This is a genomic window from Streptomyces sp. NPDC026538 (genome assembly GCF_055567535.1).
Map to the genome: position 1 here is coordinate 365,234 of NZ_JBVHQG010000005.1, position 23,433 is coordinate 388,666.

General features: G+C 69.8%; 22 protein-coding genes. 15 read left to right on the forward strand and 7 right to left on the reverse strand.

All coding sequences use genetic code 11. The annotated features are described in order from the left end of the window. Positions 1–32 precede the first annotated feature (32 nt). Together ACZ4N4_RS22140 and ACZ4N4_RS22145 are read left to right on the forward strand one after the other, a co-directional pair. Entirely contained in the window at positions 33–617 is a 585-nt protein-coding gene (locus ACZ4N4_RS22140) for a hypothetical protein (RefSeq protein ID WP_450754722.1), read from the forward strand. Positions 618–624: 7 nt separating this feature from the next. Beyond that, a complete protein-coding gene (locus tag ACZ4N4_RS22145; protein WP_467591244.1) occupies positions 625–1,254 on the forward strand; it encodes an OmpA family protein in 630 nt (209 codons plus the stop codon). A 75-nt stretch (positions 1,255–1,329) separates the two neighbouring features. On the opposite strand, the gene ACZ4N4_RS22150 is transcribed toward ACZ4N4_RS22145, so the two are convergent. After that, positions 1,330–1,692, reverse strand: a complete 363-nt coding sequence (locus tag ACZ4N4_RS22150) for a DUF192 domain-containing protein (protein WP_467591246.1) — start codon at positions 1,690–1,692, stop codon at positions 1,330–1,332. Between the two features lie 357 nt (positions 1,693–2,049). Between ACZ4N4_RS22150 and ACZ4N4_RS22155 the strand changes: the two genes are divergently transcribed. The 5 genes from ACZ4N4_RS22155 to ACZ4N4_RS22175 all read left to right on the forward strand — a co-directional run bounded on the left by ACZ4N4_RS22155 (position 2,050) and on the right by ACZ4N4_RS22175 (position 5,925). Then, positions 2,050–2,361, forward strand: a complete 312-nt coding sequence (locus tag ACZ4N4_RS22155; protein ID WP_467591249.1) for a hypothetical protein — start codon at positions 2,050–2,052, stop codon at positions 2,359–2,361. Next, on the forward strand, positions 2,358–3,695 hold the full coding sequence (locus ACZ4N4_RS22160) for a putative T7SS-secreted protein (RefSeq protein ID WP_467591252.1): 1,338 nt from the start codon (positions 2,358–2,360) through the stop codon (positions 3,693–3,695). The genes ACZ4N4_RS22155 and ACZ4N4_RS22160 overlap by 4 nt, the downstream gene beginning before the upstream one ends. Beyond that, positions 3,692–4,318 (forward strand): hypothetical protein, encoded by a 627-nt coding sequence (locus ACZ4N4_RS22165; protein ID WP_467591255.1) that lies wholly within the window; start codon positions 3,692–3,694, stop codon positions 4,316–4,318. The genes ACZ4N4_RS22160 and ACZ4N4_RS22165 overlap by 4 nt, the downstream gene beginning before the upstream one ends. Position 4,319: 1 nt before the next feature. Further along, positions 4,320–4,979 carry a hypothetical protein gene (locus ACZ4N4_RS22170; RefSeq protein WP_467591257.1) on the forward strand — a complete coding sequence of 220 codons (660 nt, stop codon included), beginning with the start codon at positions 4,320–4,322 and terminating at the stop codon, positions 4,977–4,979. 67 nt (positions 4,980–5,046) lie between these two features. Continuing rightward, positions 5,047–5,925 carry an LLM class flavin-dependent oxidoreductase gene (locus ACZ4N4_RS22175; protein ID WP_467591260.1) on the forward strand — a complete coding sequence of 293 codons (879 nt, stop codon included), beginning with the start codon at positions 5,047–5,049 and terminating at the stop codon, positions 5,923–5,925. Positions 5,926–6,205: 280 nt separating this feature from the next. Here ACZ4N4_RS22175 and ACZ4N4_RS22180 read toward each other — a convergent pair whose 3' ends face one another. Then, entirely contained in the window at positions 6,206–6,727 is a 522-nt protein-coding gene (locus tag ACZ4N4_RS22180) for a DinB family protein (protein ID WP_467591263.1), read from the reverse strand. A 52-nt stretch (positions 6,728–6,779) separates the two neighbouring features. Between ACZ4N4_RS22180 and ACZ4N4_RS22185 the strand changes: the two genes are divergently transcribed. The 5 genes from ACZ4N4_RS22185 (at position 6,780) to ACZ4N4_RS22205 (ending at position 13,679) form a co-directional block, all read left to right on the forward strand. After that, complete coding sequence (locus ACZ4N4_RS22185) at positions 6,780–7,589, forward strand: class I SAM-dependent methyltransferase (RefSeq protein ID WP_467591266.1); 810 nt, start codon at positions 6,780–6,782, stop codon at positions 7,587–7,589. A gap of 945 nt (positions 7,590–8,534) precedes the next feature. Continuing rightward, positions 8,535–9,308, forward strand: coding sequence for an isoprenyl transferase (locus ACZ4N4_RS22190; RefSeq protein WP_450754734.1), 774 nt, complete (start codon positions 8,535–8,537; stop codon positions 9,306–9,308). A gap of 409 nt (positions 9,309–9,717) precedes the next feature. After that, a complete protein-coding gene (locus ACZ4N4_RS22195) occupies positions 9,718–11,043 on the forward strand; it encodes a PhoH family protein (protein WP_450754736.1) in 1,326 nt (441 codons plus the stop codon). 409 nt (positions 11,044–11,452) lie between these two features. After that, complete coding sequence (locus tag ACZ4N4_RS22200) at positions 11,453–12,154, forward strand: aggregation-promoting factor C-terminal-like domain-containing protein (RefSeq protein ID WP_467591271.1); 702 nt, start codon at positions 11,453–11,455, stop codon at positions 12,152–12,154. A gap of 139 nt (positions 12,155–12,293) precedes the next feature. After that, on the forward strand, positions 12,294–13,679 hold the full coding sequence (locus ACZ4N4_RS22205) for an AI-2E family transporter (RefSeq protein ID WP_467591274.1): 1,386 nt from the start codon (positions 12,294–12,296) through the stop codon (positions 13,677–13,679). Between the two features lie 31 nt (positions 13,680–13,710). On the opposite strand, the gene ACZ4N4_RS22210 is transcribed toward ACZ4N4_RS22205, so the two are convergent. Together ACZ4N4_RS22210 and ACZ4N4_RS22215 are read right to left on the reverse strand one after the other, a co-directional pair. Further along, positions 13,711–14,250 (reverse strand): alkyl hydroperoxide reductase, encoded by a 540-nt coding sequence (locus tag ACZ4N4_RS22210; RefSeq protein WP_467591827.1) that lies wholly within the window; start codon positions 14,248–14,250, stop codon positions 13,711–13,713. A gap of 1 nt (position 14,251) precedes the next feature. Beyond that, entirely contained in the window at positions 14,252–14,803 is a 552-nt protein-coding gene (locus ACZ4N4_RS22215) for a peroxiredoxin (RefSeq protein WP_453570567.1), read from the reverse strand. Between the two features lie 154 nt (positions 14,804–14,957). Between ACZ4N4_RS22215 and ACZ4N4_RS22220 the strand changes: the two genes are divergently transcribed. Continuing rightward, a complete protein-coding gene (locus ACZ4N4_RS22220) occupies positions 14,958–15,920 on the forward strand; it encodes a LysR substrate-binding domain-containing protein (protein ID WP_467591830.1) in 963 nt (320 codons plus the stop codon). A gap of 4 nt (positions 15,921–15,924) precedes the next feature. Here ACZ4N4_RS22220 and ACZ4N4_RS22225 read toward each other — a convergent pair whose 3' ends face one another. The 3 genes from ACZ4N4_RS22225 to ACZ4N4_RS22235 are packed head-to-tail and all read right to left on the reverse strand — an operon-like array spanning position 15,925 to position 19,480. Next, the gene (locus ACZ4N4_RS22225; protein WP_453570569.1) at positions 15,925–18,273 is read right to left on the reverse strand and encodes an ABC transporter permease; all 2,349 of its coding nucleotides are present in this window, start codon (positions 18,271–18,273) and stop codon (positions 15,925–15,927) included. Continuing rightward, positions 18,270–18,959, reverse strand: coding sequence for an ABC transporter ATP-binding protein (locus tag ACZ4N4_RS22230; protein ID WP_467591278.1), 690 nt, complete (start codon positions 18,957–18,959; stop codon positions 18,270–18,272). Before ACZ4N4_RS22230 ends, ACZ4N4_RS22225 begins: the two co-directional genes overlap by 4 nt. Then, positions 18,956–19,480, reverse strand: a complete 525-nt coding sequence (locus tag ACZ4N4_RS22235) for a PadR family transcriptional regulator (protein WP_450754748.1) — start codon at positions 19,478–19,480, stop codon at positions 18,956–18,958. Before ACZ4N4_RS22235 ends, ACZ4N4_RS22230 begins: the two co-directional genes overlap by 4 nt. 179 nt (positions 19,481–19,659) lie before the next feature. On the opposite strand from ACZ4N4_RS22235, the gene ACZ4N4_RS22240 reads away from it, so the two are divergent. Both ACZ4N4_RS22240 and ACZ4N4_RS22245 read left to right on the forward strand, forming a co-directional pair. Continuing rightward, complete coding sequence (locus tag ACZ4N4_RS22240) at positions 19,660–20,598, forward strand: NAD-dependent epimerase/dehydratase family protein (RefSeq protein WP_467591281.1); 939 nt, start codon at positions 19,660–19,662, stop codon at positions 20,596–20,598. Positions 20,599–20,932: 334 nt separating this feature from the next. Further along, positions 20,933–23,344: a transglycosylase domain-containing protein gene (locus ACZ4N4_RS22245; protein ID WP_467591284.1), complete on the forward strand. Its 2,412-nt coding sequence runs from the start codon at positions 20,933–20,935 to the stop codon at positions 23,342–23,344. Positions 23,345–23,433 lie beyond the last annotated feature (89 nt).

A 23,433-nucleotide genomic window follows, 5' to 3' on the forward strand; every position in this document is an offset into this window, starting at 1 on the left:
TCGAATCGACGAGTGATGAAGGAAGCGGAGCGATGAGCGTTCGGTTCACCACGCAGGCCCGCAGGGGGATGGTCGCTCTGATCGCCGCGGCCGGTCTGGCCCTGGGCGCGGCCGCATGTGGCAGCGGCGGGGGAGGCGGCGACGACGGGAAGACGCCGCAGGCCTCGGCGGCCAGGAGCGGCCAGGCCGACCCGAGCACCCAGGAGGGTCAGTCGTCCACTCCCATCGCGGAGTTGCAGGGGTCCAACGGTCTCCTTCTCCAGATCAGCTCCGCACAACGCGACTCCGGTGGATTCGTCACGGTGAACGGCGTCCTGAAGAACGACGGCGCTCAGACCGTCGTCATTCCGTCCGCCCTCAGTGGCAACGAGACGGAGATCATCAGGAACGGCCGGTCGCTCGGCGGTGCCACGCTCGTCGACTCCAAGGGGAAGAAGCGGTACTACGTGCTGCGGGACACGGACGGCCGCCCTCTGACCACGACCGGTTTCTCGACACTGAAGGCGGGACAGACACTCGCGGTCTTCATGCAGTTCCCCGCCCCACCAGCCGACACCACCGAGGTCACCCTCCAACTCCCCACCTTCGCCAGCGGCACGATCCAGATCTCCGGGTGAGGCCGAAGTGACCACACCACGCCTCCCGCTGACCCTGGGCGCCGCGACGCTCCTGCTGGTCACGAATCTCTACGGCGCGACGGCCGCCCGTGCCGACGGCGGCGACCCGAGCGTCCCCCCGGGCACCGAGCCCTCCGCCGCCGCGCCCGTGAAGATCGACCCCACCGACCCCGACCTCAAGCTCCCCGAAGGTGCCACCCTCGCCGATCCCAAGGTGCTGGACATCAAGTCGGTCGTCGAGGACCAGAGCGGTGACGAGCGCCGTGAGGACACCAACGCGGACGTGACGTTCGCCCTCCAGGCCGAGGTGCTGTTCAGCAAGGACAGCTCGAAGCTGAGCGCGGCGGCGAAGGCGCGGATCGACACGATCGCGGAGGAGATCAGGAAGCAGAACGCGACCCAGGTCCGCGTCTTCGGCTTCACGGACAACCTGGGCTCCTCGGCCCACGGAGACGTCCTCTCCCGTCAGCGCGCCAACGCCGTACAGGGCGTCCTCGACCAGGACCTGAACGACCCGAACATCACCTTCGACGTCCGCGGCTACGGCGAGCAGTACCCGATCGCCGACAACTCCACGGAGGAGGGCCGCAAGAAGAACCGCCGCGTGGAGGTGACGTTCCCGAGGACGGGGGGCTGAGTGACGAGAGTGACGGCCGACGCGCAGGCGTGAACCCGGGCCTGCCGGAGAGGGCGGTCCGCGCCGAGTGAGCGGCTACTCCGTCTCGACGCCCACCCGTGCCCCCACCTCCACACCCCACCCCGCCATGGCCCCGGCCTCCGCCTCCAGCACATGCCGGGACCGGAGACGCGGCAGGCCGAGACGTCCCGGCGGCATGGTGCGGACGGCGATGACGGTCAGACGCCGGTCCAGATAGGCGACGTCGATCGGCATCCGCATCCGGAACGTGTGGATGCTGCTGGCGGGGGAGAGCAGGATCGCACCGTCGAGCCCATCACGTCCCAACAGACCTTTGGCGCGAGCGCGATAGGAGGTGGCGATCTCGAGCGGGACGACGACCGGTTCCTCGCCGCCATGGATGACCAGCCTTCCTCGCCCGTCCCGCCAGCGCCTCATGGTCTGCCTCTCGCTTGTCTCCCAGCGGTTCCCGAAGTGACCGTATCCGCAACACGGACGAGTGAAGCTTGCCGCAGTGCTCAAGTGCGCATCGCGGCAGGGTTTTTCGCCTCAGAGCAGGGAGACCGGTCCGGCCGGTCGCCCCCGGCCCGCCGGCTCCGTACCCGGGGTCGCCCATGTCCCGCGGATATCGTCGGGAGGACCAAGAGACCTCCGGCCCCACCTGGAGTCCGCAAGTGCACCGCCCTGCCCGGTTCCTCACGACTGCCCTCGGTGTGGGCTGCCTGCGGCCCTCGGGTGCCACGTCGGGTGATCTTCCGGACGACGCCTTCGCCACCACGGTGACGAGGTGTCCTCATGGCTGAGCGGCTGAAGGTCGACGGCACGGAGCTCGGCCGTTTCTTCAAGGACTTGAAGCGAGCGCAGGAGTCGTTCACAGCCCTGCAGAAGGTACTGCGTGACCCAGGCGTCAGTGGTCTGGGCACCGACGACCTGGACCAGGCCTGTGACCGGTTCCAGGAGGACTGGCACCACGGGGCCAAGGAGATCGCCGAGCAGATCGGGGAGCTCACGGACATCACGAAGAAGGCCAGGGACGACTTCCACGAGGTGGACGTGGCCCTGGAGAAGGCGTTGGAAAAGGCGAGGCGGGAGAGCGGGAGCAAGTGACGGTCACGGACCCCTACCCGCACCTCGGCTTCAACCCCGCCCCCGGCAGCACGGACCTGGTGCACGACATCCACCGCAGACTGTCCGGCTGCGCGAAGGAGATGGAGAAGGCGCACTCCAAGGTCACCGGACTGATGAACGGCAGCTACTGGGAGGGCGATGCGGCCGTCGCGTTCCGCGAGCGGTTGGAGGGTGGCCCGCTGCCGCTCAATCTGAAGAACGGTGCCCACTCCGTCGACAAGGCCGCGAAGCAACTGGACCTGTGGGCGGGGGAACTCGAGGAGTTCCAGCGGCGCGCGAAAAAGCTCGACGGTGAGGCCAAGGACGCCCGCGCGGCGCTGCAGCGTGCTCAGGACCACGCGGACGAGGTTAAGAGGGCCCCGGAGACCCCGGACGCGAGTAGGCGCAGGGCACAGGGCGATACCGGCTCGGCTGTGGACCAGGCGAACAGCAGGGTCAGGGCGGCGCAGGACGACCTGGACGACGTACTGGAGCGGGCCCGATCCCTGGCGGGCGAGCACGAGGACACCGCCCGCAGGCGGGCCCGGCACATCAGCGACGCCACGCACAGGCTGGCGCCGCAGGAGCCGAGCGCGTGGGACACGTTCACGGGCTGGCTGGGCGACAACCTCCCGGACATTCTCAGCGCATGCGCGGCAGTGCTGGGCGTGATCGCGCTGCTGGGCCTGACGGCCGTCGCTCCGTGGATGCTGTTCCTGGCAGCCGGACTGCTCAGCGGACTGGCCTTCAGCCTGCGCGTAAGCGACCCCGAAGTCCTGGCGACCTTGAAGGACGGCCTCACGAAGGGCGAACTCGACGTCGACTTCTGGGGCAACCTGCTGGGGGTGGCGGGTGACTTCCTGGGGATGCTGCCGGGGCTCGGGGTGGTGGCCAAGGGCAGTTACCTCGGGCTCCGCGCAGTGGGCGAGTCCGGGGAACTGCTGTCGCTCGTGGGAGAGGGCGAAGAGGTGCTGACGCTCGGACAGAAGCTCGTGAGGGCCGGCACCAATGTCGGAACATCGCTCAAGACCGTGGGGACGTCGATCAAGTCAGAAGCGGCCGCAGCTGGAGGGGCTGCGAGCCTGCTGGCCCATCCAAGGGTGTTCGGCGGCCGGCTGGCACCGATCGTGGAGAAGATCGACAAGCCGGCGACGATGGTGGGGGCCGGGACGGCTCTCTATGGTGTAACGAGCAGTTTTGTGAACACCTTGGACAACGACGCGGCCAAGACGGTAGGCAACCTCCTCGACGGGCCCAGAACCCTGGGCGTCGATGTTCCGGCGACCGTGGGTGCTCTCCACTTCCTGCTGCGCGGCGCTGGTGAAGCGTCATGAGCAGTGCTCCTTATGCGATCGATGCCTCCGCCCAGAGCGAGGACGCCGATATCTGGTTCGCGTTGGTCCCGGGATTCGTTTCGCTGCCACTCCAGGAACTGACCGCGGCCGGGCGTGAACCGGATCAGGCGGACGGCCGCTTCACCGACCTCGGTCCCGTGCTCCGGCTGGCACGGCTGCTTCTGGAAGCCGGAACGGTGCACTGTTGCCTTGGACTGCACGCCGACGACCAGGGAGACGGCGGGCCGCTGTTGTCCTTATTCACGCTGGCCTGGCGGCGGACCGAATGGGCCCCGCGCAGTATCCTCGCGGCCCGCGCCGCAGCCGGAGCGCAGCGGCCGGAGCATCTCGAGACTCTGGACCTGCCGTGCGGGCCGGCCTCACTTGTACAGACCCGCTTGATCGCGCCGCCCGAACTGGGACTCGACGCCCCGTGCGAGCTGCTCCAGCTCACGGCCTACGTGCCATGCCCGGACGGCGCGCGTATCGCAATCCTCTCGCTGGCCACGACGGCTGTCGCGCGGGCGAGGCACTACCGTGCGCTGCTCTTGGACATCGCAGGTACGGTCAGTTTCGAAAACCCCCTTCCGGAAGAGTTCGACGACGTACCCGACGAGGACTGACATGCCCGCTCCGCACCCACCGACGGCCTGGGACGATCCGGCGACCCGTCGTGCCTGGACGAAGCTGCTGATCTCCGCCGCGTTCGGTCAGCTGCTGTGGCCCGCGGCCTGGGTGGGACTGCTGGCTTGGTACGTGTCCATGTCGGTCACGTGGACGTTGTGGCTCTTCTTCGTCCCGATGGCCTACACGTTCTACCGGACCTTCCTCCAATGGGCCTATTGGCGGGGAGCTTTTCGCGCACGGCGCCTCCTGCGGCAATATCCCTGGCAGGTGTACGAGACCCCGGAAAGCGGTATCGGCAACCTCGCCGGTGTCCGCAACGGCTACGCCTGGCTCAAGCTCCCCAACCCCGAAGTGCCGGATCAGCAAGTGACGATGGTGATGCACTCGCATGTGCGCTCCATCTGGTGGGGTGGGCGCCTCGGGAAGCGTGCCACGGCTGCGCGAAAGGCGGAAGTACGGGAGATCTGGTTCGCCGGTGACCCACGATTCGCCGCAGTGATCGCGGCCCCGGGACCACGCCGCATCTACGTGATCCACCAGCGCCCGAGCTGCCACCAGGGCATTCCCGCAGACGGGCACAGAGCTGGATCCCAGGCTCTCGAACTCGCCCGGCGTGCCGGGGTCCGGGTGGCGGACTCCGATTCGGTCGGCCCCTGACGATCGTCCGCTCCGACAGCGCGGCAATCCAGTTGTGACGCCCCCGGGCCCGGGTAGGACCTTCCCCATGACCGCACTAGGCGCCGTATTCCGCCCCCAGCTGCCCCCCGAGCGACTCCGTGCCGTGGTTCGGGTCGCGGATGATGTCGGGCTCGAGGAGTTGTGGCTGTGGGAGGACTGTTTCCGGGAGGGTGGGATCTCCACCGCCGCCGCTGCCCTCGCCTGGTCGGAGCGGGTGCGGGTCGGCGTAGGGCTGTTGCCCGTACCGTTGCGGAACGTCGCCATCACCGCCATGGAGGCCGCCGCGCTGCACCGGATGTTCCCGGGGCGCGCGATCCTCGGCGTCGGCCACGGCGTGCAGGACTGGATGGGCCAGGTCGGCGCCCGCGTCGAGTCCCCGCTGACCCTGCTCCGTGAGCATCTCGACGCCCTGCGCGCACTGTTGCGCGGCGAGCGGCTCACCGTGGACGGGCGGTACGTCCGGCTCGACGACGTCACGCTCGACTGGCCGCCCGCCGACCCCGTCCGGATCCTCGCCGGAGCCGAAGGCCCCCGCACTCTCCGCCTCTCCGGCGAGGCCGCCGACGGGACAGTCCTGACCGCCGCCACCCCGCCCGACGGCGTCCGCCGGGCCCGGCGGCTCATCGAGGAGGGACGGGCGGCCGCCGGCCGGGGCGCGGACGAGCCGCACCAGGTCGTCGCCTATCTCCTCACCGCCACCGGGGCCGACGCGCCCGCCCGGCTCCGCGCCGAACTCGCCGCCGAGGGCCTGGAGTCGGTCCCCGAACTCGGCGTCGCCGGAGACGCGGGCGCCGTCGCCAAAGCCGTGCGGCGGCTCACCGAGGCCGGCGCCGACACCGTCATCCTCCAGCCGACGGGGGACGAACCCGATCCCGAGGGCTTCGTACGGTTCACCGCCGAGGAGGTCCGGCCACTGGTGCCGTGAGCGGTCCGGCGGTCGGTACTGCGGTACTGCGGTACTGCCGGAGGGCCCAGGGCCCGGGGCCCAGTCAGGCGGGACTGCCGCACGGCCCGGTCAGGTTGCACCGCCGGACGGCGGCCCGCTCGGTCGCCCCCCGGCCGGTTTTCAAGCGGCACCGCCGGACTGCCCACTCGGTCGGTACTACCGGCACCGTCCGACGGCCCCGTCGAGCGCCCCCGTCCGACGGCCCCCTCAGTCGCCCCCGTCCGACGGCCCCCTCAGTCGCCCCCACCCGACGGCCCAGTCAGCCCGTACCCCCGGTCGCGGGCCGCCGGTGATCGCCCGTCGTTCCGTCGATCAGCTCGCGCAGGATGTCGATGTGCCCGGCGTGCCGGGCGGTCTCCTCGAGCATGTGGACCAGCACCCAGCGCAGGGAGACCGGGTGGTCCCGCCAGTCCGGGCGGCCCAGTGCCTCCAGCGGGCGCCCGGTGATCACCGCGTCGGCCGCGGCGCGCGCACGGCCGTAGAAGTCGATGATCTGCTTGGTCGTCTCGCCGGGGCCGACCGACAGGTCCTCGTCCGTGTACGGGTCGAACCAGAGCGGCTCGACCTCGCCGCCGAAGGTCGCCACGAACCACCCGTACTCCACCGACGCCAGATGCTTCACCAGCCCCAGCAGGTTCGTCCCGGACGGGGTCATCGGGCGGCGCAGCTGTTCGTCGTCGAGGCCTTCCAGTTTCCACAGCACCGCGTCCCGGTGCCGGTCCAGGCTCGCGTGCAGGATTTCCTTCTCACCAGCGGTGTACGTGCCATCCGTCGTCGTCATGGTGGGCGAAAATAGCAGCGGGCACTGACATTCCGTTGGGATCATGCGGGCCATGGCCGAGCAGACGCACCGTACTTTCGAGGACCTCGTCGCCGAGGGCGCCGCCGTGCCCACCGAGGGCTGGGACTTCTCCTGGTTCGAGGGCCGGGCCACCGAGGCGCGCCCCTCCTGGGGCTATGCCCGCGCCGCCGGCGGACGACTGGGCCGGGCCACCGCCGTCCTCGACATCCAGACCGGCGGCGGCGAGGTCCTCGACTTCGCCCTCAAGACGCTTGACACCGCCGCCCCCGGCCGCCGGCCCCGGCTGCTCGCCGCCACCGAGGGCTGGGCGCCGAACGTCCCCAAGGCGAGCGCCCTGCTGAGCGCGCGGGGCGTCGTGGTCGTCGCCTCGGCCGAGGACGCCCCACTGCCGTTCGCCGACGAGTCCTTCGACCTGGTGCTCAGCCGGCACCCGGTGCGGGCCCACTGGTCCGAGATCGCGCGCGTGCTGCGCCCCGGCGGCACCTACTTCGCCCAGCACGTCGGACCCGCCAGCGTCTTCGAGCTGGTGGAGTACTTCCTCGGGCCGCAGCCGGAGGCGGTCCGCGGCGCGCGTCATGCCGACCGGGAGCGCGCCGCGGCGGAGGCGGCGGGGCTGGAGGTCGTCGGCCTGCGGGGCGAACGGCTGCGGATGGAGTTCCACGACGTCGCCGCCGTCGTGCACTTCCTGCGGAAGGTCGTATGGATGGTCCCCGGCTTCACGGTCGAGGAGTACGAGCCCCAACTCCGCGCCCTGCACCGGCGGATCGAGGCGGAAGGACCATTCGTCGCGCACAGCGCCAGGCACCTCTTCGACGCCCGCAAGCCGGAGCGCCGGCCGTGATCCACCGGCCTTGGAATGCCAGGCGACGAAGAATGGCCAAGAACTGCCGTTCGACGCCCCGGACGTCCACCCGGTACCGGGTGGACCCAAAGGATCATCGAAGATCATCGTGGTGCATGTCGTGACAGTGGTGACCCAATCGGGGCAAGTCGTTCGCTAGTTCGCGGATCTACGCATACGTGAACAGCCAGCCCCTCTGTTCATCTTTCATTTCCCCAGTGTTTTCACATCGTTACCTCTGACGTCCCGTATCACCCTGTTGGCTCACGTAAGTTCAGACCAAGGTAATTCGCGTGAGCAAAGCTGCGCGGGCGGCACCGCGCAGTGGAGGGGGCTGCGCGGTGCCGCGATGCCCCACCGGCTCCCGTCAAGCCGTCGTTCGCGGCCGGGGTAGCCCATCGGAGGGACGGGTGCGCAACCCGCCGAGGCGTCACCAAGACGGCCCAAACCCTCTTGATCTCCCCGAATGCGGCCAGTTTCCCTGGGATTCCGCCGCGAATCGGCCATGCGAGGCCCTTGAATCCAGCGTTCCGGGCCCATCGTGGCGTCGCCGGACGACTCCGGAGAGTAGTTGTGGCACGCCGATGCACGCAGCATCACTTACAAAGGGTTATGGTGGAAACCCCCCCTCGGGCCGGTCCGTCTCCCCCCCACGGACCGGCCCGTTTTTTTCACCCACTTCTCAGGCGGCCTCGGGGCCACGCCGTCGAAGGGGTGCCGGGGCTGCGCACATCGGCGGCTCCGCCGCGGGGCGCGACCAGCCACAACCGGCCCGCGGCCGGGTGGCGACCGGAACCCCCGCCCCCGGGGCGCCCTGCCTCCCGCGCCTCCCTCAACTCCCCGCGGGGTAGGCTTCGGCGGGCGGACTCCCGCATTCGAACCCCGCGGACTCCCGCATCCGATCACGCGGACCCCCGCATCCGAATCACGAGGGGCGGACCTCAAGTGAACCTGCGCGACAAGCTGCGCGGCCTGCTCGTCAGGCTCTACGCACGCCGGGTGGAAGGTCACCTGGACCACGCTCAGGTGCCCAAGCACATCGGCGTCATCATGGACGGCAACCGCCGCTGGGCGAAGGCCGCCGGATCCAGCACCGTGCACGGCCACCGGGTTGGCGCCGAGAAGATCGAGGAGTTCCTCGGCTGGTGCTCCGAGACCGATGTCGAGGTCGTCACCCTCTGGTTGCTCTCCACGGACAACTTCGACCGCGCCAAGGAGGAACTGGTCCCCCTCCTCGGCATCATCGAGGACGTCGTCCGCACCCTCGCCGCCGACGGCCGCTGGCGGGTCCACCACGTCGGCACCCCCGACCTCCTGCCCTCCCCGATGCAGAACGCGCTCAAGGAGGCCGAGGAGGCCACCGCGCACGTCGACGGAATACTGGTGAACGTCGCCATCGGCTACGGCGGCCGCCAGGAGATCGCCGACGCCGTCCGCTCGATGATCCTCGACGCCCAGGACAAGGGCATCGCGATGGGCGACCTCGCCGACTCCGTCGACGTCGACATGATCGGCCGGCACCTCTACACCGGTGCCCAGCCCGACCCGGACCTGGTGATCCGCACCAGCGGGGAGCAGCGGCTGTCCGGATTCATGCTCTGGCAGACCGCGCACTCCGAGTACTACTTCTGCGAGGTCTTCTGGCCCGCGTTCCGCAAGGTCGACTTCCTGCGCGCCCTGCGGGACTACGCGGCCCGCCACCGCCGCTACGGCGGGTGACGTGATCGTGACGGCGGTCGTCGACGCGACACAGGACCCCTGTCACCGTCGCCACGCTGGATAACCCCCTCGCTACGGTGGATGACCCCATCGGGCGCATGAGGCGTGAATCACCCATTTCAGGGCGCCAGTAACACGGAGTTCACCTGCGCGTCGTTGCAGACCGTGGCATGGCGGCGCATGTTCGAGGGCATAAGGCAAGCAGGTCGATGCCCGAACCACGGGCATCGGATCTCAGCGGGCGACTCGGGGTCGTCCGCCCGGGAGGCCCTTTGCACCAGCCCGACCGTGCGGTCACGGCACGGAAGAAGCAGCGGAGGGCCGGTTTTCGGCCCGTGCAGGGTGGCCGTCAACCGGTCCAGCTCCTCTTCGTCGCTCCCCGACCTCATCCGAGGGGGTACGTCCTTCCGTGGTGACCAGCACAACGCGCCGCAAGTCCGACCGGCGCACCTATGTTCTCGACACCAGCGTCCTGCTGGCCGACCCGAACGCCATGACCCGCTTCGACGAGCACGAGGTCGTGCTTCCGATCGTCGTGGTCACGGAACTGGAGGCCAAACGGCACCATCCCGAACTCGGCTACTTCGCCCGGCAGGCCCTGCGTCTGCTCGACGACTACCGGGTCCGGCACGGCCGTCTGGACGCCCCCATCCCGATCGGGGACCTCGGCGGCACGATCCGTGTCGAGCTCAATCACTCGGACCCCAGCGTGCTGCCCAGCGGCTACCGCCTGGGGGACAACGACTCCCGCATCCTCGCGGTGGCCCGCAACCTGCAGGCCGAGGGATACGACGTCACCGTCGTCTCGAAGGACCTCCCGCTCAGGATCAAGGCGTCGTCGGTCGGCCTGCTGGCCGAGGAGTACCGCGCCGAGCTCGCCATCACGGGCGCCTCGGGCTGGACCGGAATGTCCGAACTGACGCTCTCCGGCGAACAGGTGGACATCCTCTTCGAGGAAGGTCACGTGTACGTCCCGGAGGCCTCCGACCTCCCCGTGCACACTGGCCTGACCATCCAGTCCGAGCGTGGCAAGGCACTCGGCCGGGTGACGGCGGAGGGCAACGTCCGTGTGGTACGCGGCGATCGGGAGGCGTTCGGCATCAAGGGCCGCAGCGCCGAGCAGCGCATCGCGCTCGATCTGCTGCTCGACCCGGACGTCGGGATCGTGTCGATGGGCGGCCGGGCCGGCACCGGCAAGTCGGCGCTGGCGCTGTGCGCGGGCCTGGAGGCGGTCCTGGAGCGCCGCCAGCACAAGAAGGTGATGGTCTTCCGTCCGCTGTACGCGGTCGGCGGGCAGGAGCTGGGCTATCTGCCCGGTTCCGAGTCCGAGAAGATGAGCCCCTGGGCGCAGGCGGTCTTCGACACCCTCTCGGCGGTCACCAGCCGCGAGGTCATCGAGGAAGTCACCGCGCGCGGGATGCTGGAGGTGCTGCCGCTCACCCACATCCGCGGCCGCTCCCTGCACGACGCCTTCGTGATCGTCGACGAGGCCCAGTCGCTGGAACGGAACGTCCTGCTGACCGTTCTGTCCCGGATCGGCGCGAATTCAAGGGTGGTTCTGACTCACGACGTGGCCCAGCGGGACAACCTCCGGGTCGGCCGGTACGACGGTGTGGTCGCCGTGGTGGAGAAGCTGAAGGGGCACCCGCTCTTCGCGCATGTCACCCTCACCCGGTCCGAGAGGTCCCAGATTGCCGCACTTGTGACCGAAATGCTGGAGGACGGACACCTTTGATCCATCTGATCTCTGTGTCCAACTTGGGCTGATTAGCCATCCGTTGGCGCCGTCCGGCAAAGGCAGTGAGCCTAGCCGGGCGGCGTCTTCGTGCGTGCGGCTTTCCTGAAATCCCCTGGGGGAAACGGGATGTGAGCTTTCACACGCAACTCGGAATTGCCACCCGGCGTCGGGTTACGGCAGAGTCTCACTCCTGTCAGGCCCCGCATACGACACACCTGTACCCCCAGCGGTAGGGCAACACAGAAGCATCACGGCTAATTCCATAGCGACGTCGTATGCCGCCCGAGCACCACACGGCGCTCCCCACGGGGGAGCCGCCCATCGGGCCCGTGCCTCCCGTGACCCCGCAGTTGGGAGGCCAGCGTCAGGGGAACGATTGCGTCCGCCAGGGTCACCGAAGCGGGCGATGCTGGAAGGAAACCGTGTGAGCCGGATTTCGGTCCGGGGATTCGCAGTGGCCTCGGCCACCGCGGTCACCGCCGTCGGAAGCGTTGTCGGTGTTGCCTCGGGCAGCGTCGCGCAGCCCAACGACGCTGAGGCGACGGCAGCCGACACCACGCTGCTCGCGGACATCCCCGCGGGTCAGCAGGCAACGGTGCAGACCGCGTCCCTGACGCAGCAGGCCGACGCCGTGGCCATCCAGGCCGACGCGACCGCCAAGAAGGACGCCGAGCAGGCGGCCCGGGTGGCCGCCGCCAAGGCCGCGACCGCCAAGAAGGCCGAGGCCGAGCAGGCGGCGAAGGAAGCGAAGGAGCGCGCCGAGGCGAAGAAGGCGGCCAGCCGTTCCTCTGTCACCTTCGCGGTCCAGAGCTCGTACACCGTGGCGCAGATCCAGGCGATGGCGCAGCAGATGGTGGCCAGCGGCCAGTTCCAGTGCTTCAGCAACATCGTGAGCCACGAGTCCGGCTGGAACTACCAGGCGGTCAACGCCTCCTCCGGTGCCTACGGTCTCTTCCAGGCTCTGCCCGGCTCCAAGATGTCCTCCGTGGGCGCCGACTGGCAGACCAACCCGGCCACCCAGATCAAGTGGGGCCTCAACTACATGAACTCCCGGTACGGCAGCCCCTGCCAGGCCTGGTCGTTCTGGCAGGCGAACAGCTGGTACTAGAGGCCACTCGGCTTCTCTCAACCTTCGACAGCCCCTCCCCGTCCTAGGGGGAGGGGCTGTCGCCCTGTACGGTCGGAACGAACGACTCCAGGGGGGAGTGGTGAGGAGCACCCGGAGACGCGGGGGAAGAGAGCGGATCATGTCGCGAGTGCCGGAGTGGCTCGGCAGGCTGGGTGCCGGACTGAGTGAGATGGGCGAGCGGTTGGACGAGCGCCGCGCCGAGGTGGCGCGCGAGCACGCCGAACCCGAGTCGCCCGCACTGGGCGCACAGGCCCCCGCTCCCGCACCGGCGTCCCCCGCCGCCGCTCCCAGGCCCGTCCGGAAGCCCGCCCCGCGCCCCGACCCCGTGACGGCCATCCCCTGGGGCGTACGGGTCGCCGCCGAGGCCGGCTGGCGGCTGCTGGTGCTGGCCGGCACGGTGTGGATCCTGATGCGGGTCATCAGCGCCGTACAACTCGTGGTGTTCGCCTTCGTCATCGCGCTGCTGATCACCGCCCTGCTCCAGCCCACGGTCGCCCGGCTGTGCCGCTACGGCATGCCCCGCGGCCCCGCCACCGCGCTCACCGCCATCCTGGGCTTCGTGGTGATGGGCCTGATGGGCTGGTTCGTGACCTGGCAGGTCATGGAGAACATCGACACCCTCTCCGACCAGGTCCAGAACGGCATCGACGACCTGCGCAACTGGCTCTTGAAGAGCCCCTTCCACGTCACCGACAAACAGATCAACCAGATCGCCAAGAACCTCCGCGAGGCGATCGGCGCCAACACCGACCAGATCACCTCGTTCGGCCTGGAGGGCGTCCAGGTCGTCGTGGAGGCCCTGACCGGCATCCTGCTGGTCTTCTTCTCCACGCTCTTCCTGCTGTACGACGGTGCGCGCATCTGGCAGTGGTTCCTGAAGCTCGTGCCCGTCGCCGCCCGCGAGGGCGTGGCCGGCGCCGGCCCGCGCGCCTGGCGCACGCTCACCGCCTACGTCCGCGGCACGGTCCTGGTCGCCCTGATCGACGCCATCTTCATCGGCCTGGGCATCTACTTCCTGGACGTCCCGATGGCCGTCCCGCTCGCCGTCTTCATCTTCCTGTTCTCGTTCATCCCGCTGGTCGGCGCGGTCGCCTCGGGCGCCCTGGCGGTGGTGGTCGCGCTCGTCACCCAGGGCGTCTTCACGGCCGTCATGACCCTGGCCGTCGTCCTCGCGGTCCAGCAGATCGAGGGCCACATCCTGCAGCCCTTCATCCTCGGCCGCGCGGTCCGCGTCCACCCGCTCGCGGTGGTTCTCACGGTCGCGGCCGGCGGCCTGGTCGCGGGCATCGGCGGCGCGGTGGTGGCCGTACCGCTGGTGGCGGTGACGAACACGGTCGTCAGCTATCTGCACCAGTATTCGAACGACAGATACGCGGACGCGGAGCCCGACGACGGCGCTCAGCCACACACGTCAGCCGGTCCGGAGTTTGCGGACGAGGCCGTTCAGGCCGAAGGGGGGTCCGGGGGCGCAGCCCTCAGGAACGCGGAGGACCCCGCCCATTGAGGGGTGAGCGGGGTCCACGGAGCGTCGGCGCCTACTCGAACTCGGCGAGCACGGCTTCGGCTTCCAGGGCGGAGCCCACCGCCTGAACCACCGAGGCGATCTTGAACGCCTCCTGGATCACCTCACGGTCGACACCGGCCTTGCGCAGCACCTGCTCGTGCGAGTCCAGGCACATCCCGCAGCCGTTGATCGCGGACACCGCGAACGACCACAGCTCGAAGTCGACCTTGTCGACACCGGGGTTGCCGATGACGTTCATCCGCAGACCCGCGCGCAGCGTGCCGTACTCGTGGTCGGAGAGCAGATGACGGGTGCGGTAGAAGACGTTGTTCATCGCCATCACCGCGGCCGCGGACTTCGCGGCCCGGTACGCCTCCGGCGTGAGGTTCGCCTTCGCCTCGGGCGCCAGCTCGCGCAGCACGATCGGGGAGCGGGAGGCGATGGCGGTCGCCAGGACCGTGCCCCACAGCTGCTGGGCCGGCAGCTCGGAGTTGCCGATGACCGAACCCAGGTTGAGCTTCAGGTCCTTGGCGTAGTCCGGGACCGCGGACTTGAGGGCGTCGAGCGACAACTCACTCACCGGCCAGCAGCGCGACCGGGTCCAGGGTGTCCTCGCCCTTGGTCCAGTTGCACGGGCAGAGCTCGTCCGTCTGGAGCGCGTCGAGGACCCGCAGGACCTCCTTGGGGTTACGGCCCACCGAGCCCGCGGTCACCATGGAGAACTGGATCTCGTTGTTCTGGTCGACGATGAAGACCGCGCGCTTGGCGAAGCCGTCCTCGCCCTCGATGCCCAGGTCGCGCATCAGCTCGTGCTTCGAGTCGGCCATCATCGGGAACGGCAGCTCGCGCAGGTCGTCGTGGTCCTTGCGCCAGGCGTGGTGGACGAACTCGGAGTCACCGGAGAAGCCGAGGACCTGCGCGTCACGGTCGGCGAACTCCTCGTTCAGCTTGCCGAACGCGGCGATCTCGGTCGGGCACACGAAGGTGAAGTCCTTGGGCCACGCGAAGACCACCTTCCAACCCTGGTAGGTCTTGTGGGTGATCGTCTCGAACTCCTTGCCCTTCTCCAGCGAGACACAGGCGGTCAGTTCGAACTCGGGGAACTTGTCACCGACAGTGAGCACATGCTCTCCTTGCAGCGCGGAAGCACCCCGGATCGCGGGGTCGCCTCCGATGGGTTGGACGCCGCCGATCGTGGCACAAGGTGCATTGATTCCTGAAATAGCTACACTCGGTCGGGTTGATCGGAGGTGGCTATCAGTGGCTGTGGGTAACCCCATGGGGAACGGCGTCGGCGTGGGGAACAAGCGCCGTCAACCGAGTCTCGCCCAGCTACGCGCCTTCGCCGCCGTCGCCGAACACCTCCACTTCCGGGACGCGGCCGCCGCGATAGGCATGAGCCAGCCCGCGCTGTCCGGAGCCGTCTCGGCCCTGGAGGAGACGCTCGGCGTCACGCTCCTGGAGCGCACCACCCGCAAGGTACTGCTCTCGCCCGCCGGCGAGCGGCTCGCCGTACGCGCCAGGGCCGTACTGGAGGAGATGCGGTCGCTGCTGGCGGAGGCCGAGGCGGTGCGGGCGCCGTTCACCGGCGCGCTGCGGCTCGGTGTCATCCCGACCGTGGCGCCGTATCTGCTGCCCACCGTGCTGCGGCTGGTCCACGACCGCTACCCGGACCTGGACCTCCAGGTCCACGAGGAGCAGACCGCCAGCCTGCTGGACGGACTGACCGCCGGACGCCTCGACCTGCTGCTGCTCGCCGTCCCCCTGGGCATCCCGGGTGTCGTCGAACTTCCCCTGTACGACGAGGACTTCCTGCTCGTCACCCCGCTGGACCAGCCGCTCGGCGGCCGGACCGGCATTGCGCGCGAGGCCCTCAGGGAGCTGAACCTGCTGCTCCTGGACGAGGGGCACTGCCTGCGCGACCAGGCCCTGGACATCTGCCGGGAGGCCGGGCGCAAGGACGCCCCGGTCACCACCACGGCCGCCGGCCTGGCCACCCTCGTCCAGCTGGTGGCCGGCGGGCTCGGCTGCACCCTGTTGCCGCACACCGCCGTCCGGGTCGAGACCAGCCGCAGCGACCGGCTGCTCACCGGCACCTTCGCCGAGCCCGCCCCGAGCCGACGGATCGCCCTCGCGATGCGCGCCGGGGCAGCGCGCGGCGCCGAGTACCGGGAGCTGGCGGACGCGTTGCGCGAGGCGCTGCGGCCGCTGCCCGTCCGGGTACTCGACGCCGACTCGTAGACCCCTACTCGGTACGCAGCCCGTCCGGGCGCATCAGGCGCAGCAGCGGCGGCAGGCTCAGCACCGTGACGGCCAGCACGACGGCCGCGCCGAAGCCGGTCATCGCCAGCACGCCCGGCCAGTCCACCCGCACCGTGGAGCCGACCATCTTCAGCAGCACCGTGCCCAGCGCCAGCCCCACCACGCCGGCCAGCAGCAGTCCGAGCCCGACCGGGATCGCGGTCTGCCACAGCACCGACAGGCTCAGCGTGCGCCGCCGGGTGCCGAAGGCGACCAGCGCCGACAGCAGCTTCTTGCGCTCGCGCAGCTGCTCCAGCTGGCCGACCAGCAGGCTCGCGCCGATCAGCGCCAGTACGGCGGCGGCGCCGGCGAACAGCCCGGTGCGGATCGACTCGAACTGGCCGTCCCGCTCGATCGAGGTCAGCGTCTCCGCGTGCATCAGCGGGTCGATCCCGACCGCGGTGTTGATCGCGTACTCCCTGGCGTCGCGCACCCCGGAGTCGATGGACAGGTAGACCACGCCCTGTACCGCCCTGCTGGCACCGTCCGGCAGGGCACCGGGGGTGAGCAGGAAGCCGCCGCGCTGGTAGCCGGTGGGGTCCTCGCGGGTCTGCGCCTGCTTCAGCCCCGCCGGTACCGTCCAGCGGCTCGCGGCCCCCTGGTCGTCGCCGGTGTAGGAGGGGTCGAGGTAGAGCGTCCGGCCGTGCTTCTCCACGGTCGTCAGCAGTTTCGTCGTCTCGGACCCGGTGTCCGAGCCCTGCACCACGAAGGCGTCGCCGTCGTGGCAGGACGGCAGGACGGCGACCTCCCGCAGTGAGGCGCAACTTCCCATGCTCACCTGGGCGGTCTGGCTCGGGTCCTTCTTCCGGTCGCCGACCTGGCCGTCGGCGATCGAGACCACCTTCAGCACGCCCTTGGTGCCGGCCATGGCCCGGGCGACCTCGGGCACCGGGACGCCGTTGGGCACCTGGACCGACATCTGCGCGCGGGTGAGGTCGTTGTGGGTCTGCTTGGTGTAGTCGGCCTCGACGCCGGCGAAGACCATCTGGAGCGCGATCGCGCCGGCCACCGCCACCGCGATCCCGTTGACCATGCGGGCCGCCGTACCACTGCTCAACTGGAGTCGTCGGACGGCCAGTTGCCAGGCCACCGCGCCCCGGCCGAGCCGTGCGACGACCGACTCGACGACCCACGGCAGCAGGGCCGTGACGCCGACCAGGAGCAGCAGGACACCACCGGTGACCAGGTACTGGTTGAAGTCGCCGCCGCCGCGGCCCTGCCCGATCATCGGGTAGAGCGCGGCCAGGCCCGCCACCGGGAGCAGCAGCCGCCACCACAGCCGGCGCCGCCTGGGCTTCGCCGTCCGCACCACGCCGAGCGGCTCGATGACCACCCCGCGCAGCGCGAACAGGGTCACCAGCACGGCCGCCGCCGGGACGGCGACCGCCACCAGCACGGCCAGCAGGGGGGAGGGGTTGAGATAGCTCGGGAACACGCTGATGCCGAACACCTCGGTGGTGCCCGCGAACTGCCGGCCGACCAGGAAGAAGCCGACGCCGAAGACCAGGCCGAGCAGCGCCCCCGCCATCGCCTCGCCCGCCGCGATCCGCCGTACCATCCGGCCGTCGGAGCCGACCAGCCGCAGCGCGGCCAGCCGCCGGTCGCGGCGCTCGCCGCCGAAGCGGACGGCGGCCGCGACGAACACGGCGACCGGCATCAGCAGCACCACGAACACCACGAGGACCAGCAGGGTGAGGACCGGGTCGGACTCCGCGTCCGGCGACCTGGGGCTGCCGAAGTGGTCGATCCGGGCCACGTTCGGCGGGTCGATGCGGGCCGCGAGGTCGGCGGAGCCCGCGTAGTAGGCGAGTTCCTGCGAGCCGGTCAGTCCGCTCTCCGCGATGGTGGCGGTGATCCGGTACGGCAGCCGGGTGCGCAGCAGCGCTCCGTCGGGGGAGTCCAGCAGCCGCTTCAGCGCGGGCGAGACGGCCATCTCGCCGGGCGCCGGGTACTTGGTGAGCCCCGGCGGCACCGGCGCCTTCGCGCCCTCCCGCTGGATCATCCGGCCGCGGATGTCGTCGCCGCGGTAGGGGGTCTCGATGTCCGCGATGACGAACGTCTTCTCGCCGGCCTTCATGGGGTGGCCGAAGACGTACGTGTAGTCCGCCCGCGCCACATCGCGCTGGTGGCGCACGGCCAGCGCGTTCGGAAGAGCCGTGGTGAGCAGCAGCAGCGCCACCCCCAGTCCCACGCCGACGGCCGTCAGCGTGGCCCGGAACCAGCCCTCGCGTCCGCCTCCGAAGGCGAACCGGACCCCCATGGCCAGATCTCTGGACCACTGCCTGACGTTCATACCACCCGCTCCATGTCCCGGGACTTGCCGTCGCGTACGACGATCTCGCGGTCCGAGTAGGCGGCCACCCGGGCCTCGTGCGTGACGAGCACGACGGCCGCGTTGGTGGAGCGGGCCGCGTCCGTCAGCAGCTCCATCACGCGCTCGCCGTTGAGGGAGTCCAGCGCGCCGGTGGGCTCGTCGGCGAACAGCACCCGGGGCTCGGTCACCAGCGCCCGGGCCACCGCGACCCGCTGCCCCTGGCCGCCGGAGACCTCGCCGGGCCGCTTGCGGCCCAGGTCGTCGACCTCCAGCTTCTCCATCCAGCCCAGCGCGGCCTTCTCGGCCTCCTTGCGGGAGGTGCCGTTCAGCCGCAGCGGCAGCGCCACGTTCTCCACGCAGGTCAACTCGGGTACCAGCTGGCCGAACTGGAAGACGAAACCGAACTCGCTACGGCGCAGGGCGCTGCGCTCGGTGTCGTTCATGGTGGCCATCTCGCGCCCGGCGTAGACGATCGAGCCCGAGTCGGGCGGCACGATCCCGGCGAGACAGTGCAGCAGGGTCGACTTGCCCGAGCCGGACGGGCCCATCACGGCGACGACCTCGCCCGGGTGTATCGAGAACCCGGCCCCGTCGAGCGCGAGCGTGGGGCCGTAGGCCTTGCGCAGCCCCTCGGCCGCGAGCAGCGAACCAGCGGGAGCGGTCACTTGGTCACCTCCGTGCGGAGCTTGTCGAGGCGGGCGGCGGTCAGTTCCAGCCACCGCAGGTCCGCCTCCAGGTGGAACAGGGCGTGGTCGCAGACGAGCTGGTCGGCGAGGTCGCCCCGGCGCTTGCGGTCGGTGAGGATCCGCATGCTGCGCAGATGCTCGGAGCGCTGGCTGTCGAGGACGTCGCCGGCGTCGCGGTGCGTCAGCAGGGCGAGTACGACCTTGGTGTACAGGGTCGACTGGAGGTACTCCTCCGGCTTCTCCGGAGTGGCCAGCCACTTCCCGACGTCGGTGACGCCGGCGTCGGTGATGGCGTACCGCTTGCGCTCGGGGCCGCCGCCGGCCTCGATGCCGTCGACTTCCACGAGCCCGTTCTTCAGCAGGCGCGACATCGTCGAGTAGACCTGGCCGTAGTGCAGCGGCCGGTCGTGACCGAACTTCTCGTCGAAGGCCCGCTTCAGGTCGTAACCGTGGCGCGGGCCGGACTCCAGGAGTCCCAGGAGGGTGTGACCGATGGACATGGCAGCACTGTACACACGGTGTATACGCCCCATGTATACGCACGGTGTGTAGATCATGGCGGGGTGTGTGAACGCGCAGGTGGGAGCCGATTGTCACGGTTGTGCGACAGCGCGATGTCACGGCGCGCGAGCCTGTCTCGTCCTTGCTCCGGGAGTCTGTTCCTCAGCTCGGGAAGGTGATGGCCGTGCGGGTCTTCGTGGCGGGTGGCAGTGGTGTTCTGGGACGGCGGCTGGTGCCGCAACTGGTGGCGCGGGGGCATCGGGTGACGGCCACCACGACCAGCGCGGCCCGGCTGGATCTCCTGAGGCGACTGGGGGCCGAGGGCGTGGTGATGGACGGCCTCGACGCGCTGTCGGTCGGGGCGGCGGTGGCCGCGGCCCGCCCGGAGGTGATCGTGCACCAGCTGACCGCGATCTCCATGGCGCACGCGGGCAAGCCCGACATCAGGCATCCGGACCGCTGGTTCGCCCTCACCAACCGGCTGCGCACCGAGGGCACCGACCACCTGCTGGCCGCGGCCGAGGCGGCCGGCGTCCCCCATGTCGTCGCGCAGAGCCACGCCAGCTGGAACGGCATCCGCGAGGGCGGCTGGGTGAAGACGGAGGAGGACCCGCTGGACCTGATGGCCGGGACGGCGGCGCACCAGGGCATGCTGGCGCTGCGCCACTTGGAGGAAGCGGTCCTCGAAGCGGGCGGCGCGGCCCTGCGGTACGGCGCCTTCTACGGCCCCGGCGCCATCGACGACCAGGTGACCCTGGTCCGCAAGCGCCAGTACCCCCTGGTCGGCCGTGCCGACGGGCACAGCAGCTGGATCCACCTCGACGACGCGGCGAGCGCCACCGTGCTGGCGGTCGAGCAGAAGGCGCGGGGCGTGTTCAACATCGTCGACGACGAGCCGGCGCCGGCCGCCGAATGGCTGCCGTACCTCGCCGAGTGCGCCGGGGCGAAGCGGCCGCTGCGGGTACCGGTCTGGCTGGCCCGGCTGCTGGCCGGCGACCAGGCGGTGGTGATCATGACCGAGGGGCGCGGTTTCTCCAACGCCAAGGCCAGGCGGGAGCTGGGCTGGGAGCCGCGGTACCCGTCCTGGCGCCAGGGCTTCAAGGCGGAGCTGACGTAGGCCGCCGAAAGGGCGCGTCTGGCCGGGGAGCCGGCTGGATTCCGCGAAGTGCGCCGCAACAGGAACTCGATCTGCGCGTGGGCCGACCGCAACCCGTCCCCGGCCCGCCACACCGATGCGGTGATAACACTTTGGAGGGCAGAGGCAACCCTCTACCCTCTCCGCTCGTCGGTTCCGTTGGGGCGGGGTGCTGATTGTCACGTCCGTAAAGGGCGGATCGTCTGCTCTTTGTCATAGAGAGCGGTGTTAGCTTTCTGAGCTGACCTGAGCCACGTACTTGTGTGACACCCGTACACACGTGTGACAGCCGAGACGAAGCGGAGCAGACGGACTCATGGGACGAGCGGAAGAGAGAAAAGCGCGGCAGCGCGGTGGCCGCCGTGCCGCGCCCAGGCCCCGCTCGTCGCCGCAGGCCGCGCACGAGTCACCCGAGACCCCGGGCGGCACCGCGACGGCGGTCCAGGCCCCGCCGGCCGAGGGCGGCACCCGCGCGGAGCGCCGTAAGGCCGCCGCCGGGAAAGGCAAGCCGGCCAAGGGCGGCAAGTCCGCGAAGGGCCGCATACGCCGGCTGTTCACCTGGAAGAAGATGCTCGGCGCCTTCTTCACCGTCTGTCTGCTCGGCATCGGCGCCTTCGTCATGCTGTACGTGATGGTGGCCGTCCCCCAGGGCAACGCGCTCGCACAGACGCAGAGCAACGTCTACAAGTACAGCGACGGCTCGGTCCTGGCCCGCAAGGGCACCGTCAACCGCGAGATCGTGGACCTCTCCAAGGTCCCGAAGGACGTCCAGCACACCTTCGTCGCCGCGGAGAACAAGACCTTCTACACCGACTCGGGCATCGACCTCAGGGGCATGGCCCGCGGCCTCTACAACACGGCGCGGGGCCGCGGCACCCAGGGCGGCTCGACGATCACCCAGCAGTACGTCAAGAACTACTACCTCGACCAGAACCAGACCGTCTCGCGCAAGCTGAAGGAACTGGTCATCTCGCTGAAGGTGGACCGCGAGAAGTCGAAGGACGAGATCCTCGCGGGCTACATCAACACCAGCTACTACGGCCGCGGCGCCTACGGCATCCAGGCCGCCGCCCAGGCCTACTACCGCGTCGACGCCGACAAGCTCTCGGTCCAGCAGGGCGCCTATCTGGCCGCGCTGCTGCAGGCGCCGAGCCAGTACGACTGGGCGGTGGCGGGCCCCGTCGGCAAGAAGCTGGTGAAGCAGCGCTGGAACTACGTCCTGAACAACATGGTCGGCCAGGGCTGGCTGGACAAGTCCAAGCGCGACACCCTGAAGTTCCCCATCCCCAAGGAGCCGAAGGCCGCCTCGGGTCTGGAGGGCCAGAAGGGCTACCTCGTCGAACTGGCCAACACCCAGCTGGAGAACCAGCTGATGAAGTCGCAGGGCCTCACCCGCTCCGAGGCCGAGGCCCAGGTCGTCGACCAGGGCTGGACGATCACCCTGAACATCGACCCGAAGAAGCAGGCCAAGCTGGAGGCGGCCGTCAAGAGCCAGCTCACCAGCAAGCTCGACGGCAAGAAGCGCAAGGTCGACAAGAACGTCCAGGCCGGCGGCGTCTCCGTCGACCCCGAGACCGGCAAGATCGTCGCCCTGTACGGCGGCATCGACTACTACAAGCACTACACCGACAACGCCACCCGGGCCGACTACCAGCCGGCCTCCACCTTCAAGCCGATCATCCTCGCCGCCGCCCTGGACCAGGACGCCAAGACGCAGGACGGCAAGGAGATCAACGCCAACACGATCTACGACGGCACCAGCGGCCGCCCGGTCAAGGGCAGCGACATCGCCTTCTCGCCGCCGAACGAGGACGACGCCGACTACGGCAACATCACCGTGCAGACGGCGATGAACAAGTCCGTCAACTCGGTGTTCGCGCAGATGGGTGTGGACGTCGGCATGAAGAACGTGATGAAGGTCGCCGACGACCTCGGCCTGGACACCACGGACCTGCCGGCGGTGCCCGCACAGACCCTGGGCAGCATGGGCGCGAGCCCGCTGGAGATGGCCGGGGTGTACGCCACCCTCGACAACCACGGCAAGAAGGTCACCCCGACCATCCTCGCGTCGGCGGAGAAGACCGGCCGCAAGGTCGACCTGCCGGACCCGATCGGCGAACAGGTGATCAGCAGCAGCGCGGCCGACCAGGTGACCTCGGTCCTGACCGGTGTGGTCGACGACGGTACGGCGAAGGCGTCGGTGGCCCAGAACCCGCTGCGCAAGGGCCAGCAGGTGGCAGGCAAGACGGGTACCTCCGACAACAACAAGTCGGCCTGGTTCACGGGCTTCACGCCCGACCTGGTGACCTCGGTCGGACTGTTCGGCGAGGATGCCAAGAGCCACAACCAGGTCTCGCTGACCGGCGCCACAGGCCTCATCCCCGGCACCGGCCGCATCAACGGTGGCGGTTACCCGGCGCAGATCTGGGCGACGTACACCTTCGGGGTCACGAAGAAGCAGAAGTTCGATCTGAACACCGACCTGGGCGCGGCCGTCCAGCCCTCGGAGACCCCGTCGAAGTCCGCGACGCCGTCCGAGACCCCGTCGCAGACGCCGAGCCAGACTCCGTCGAAGTCGGCGACGCCGTCCCAGACCCCGTCGCAGACGCCGTCCCAGACTCCGTCGAAGTCGGCGACGCCGTCCCAGACCCCGTCGCAGACGCCGAGTCAGTCCCCGACGGGAGGCATCACGGACAACCCGCTGGACCCGGCGGACGACTTCCAGTAGTCATCCGGGTGCCCCGCGCCCCTGAAAGGGGGCGCGGGGAACTGCGCGACCGGCCCCGCCGGCCCGCGGTTCCCCGGCGACCTCACGTC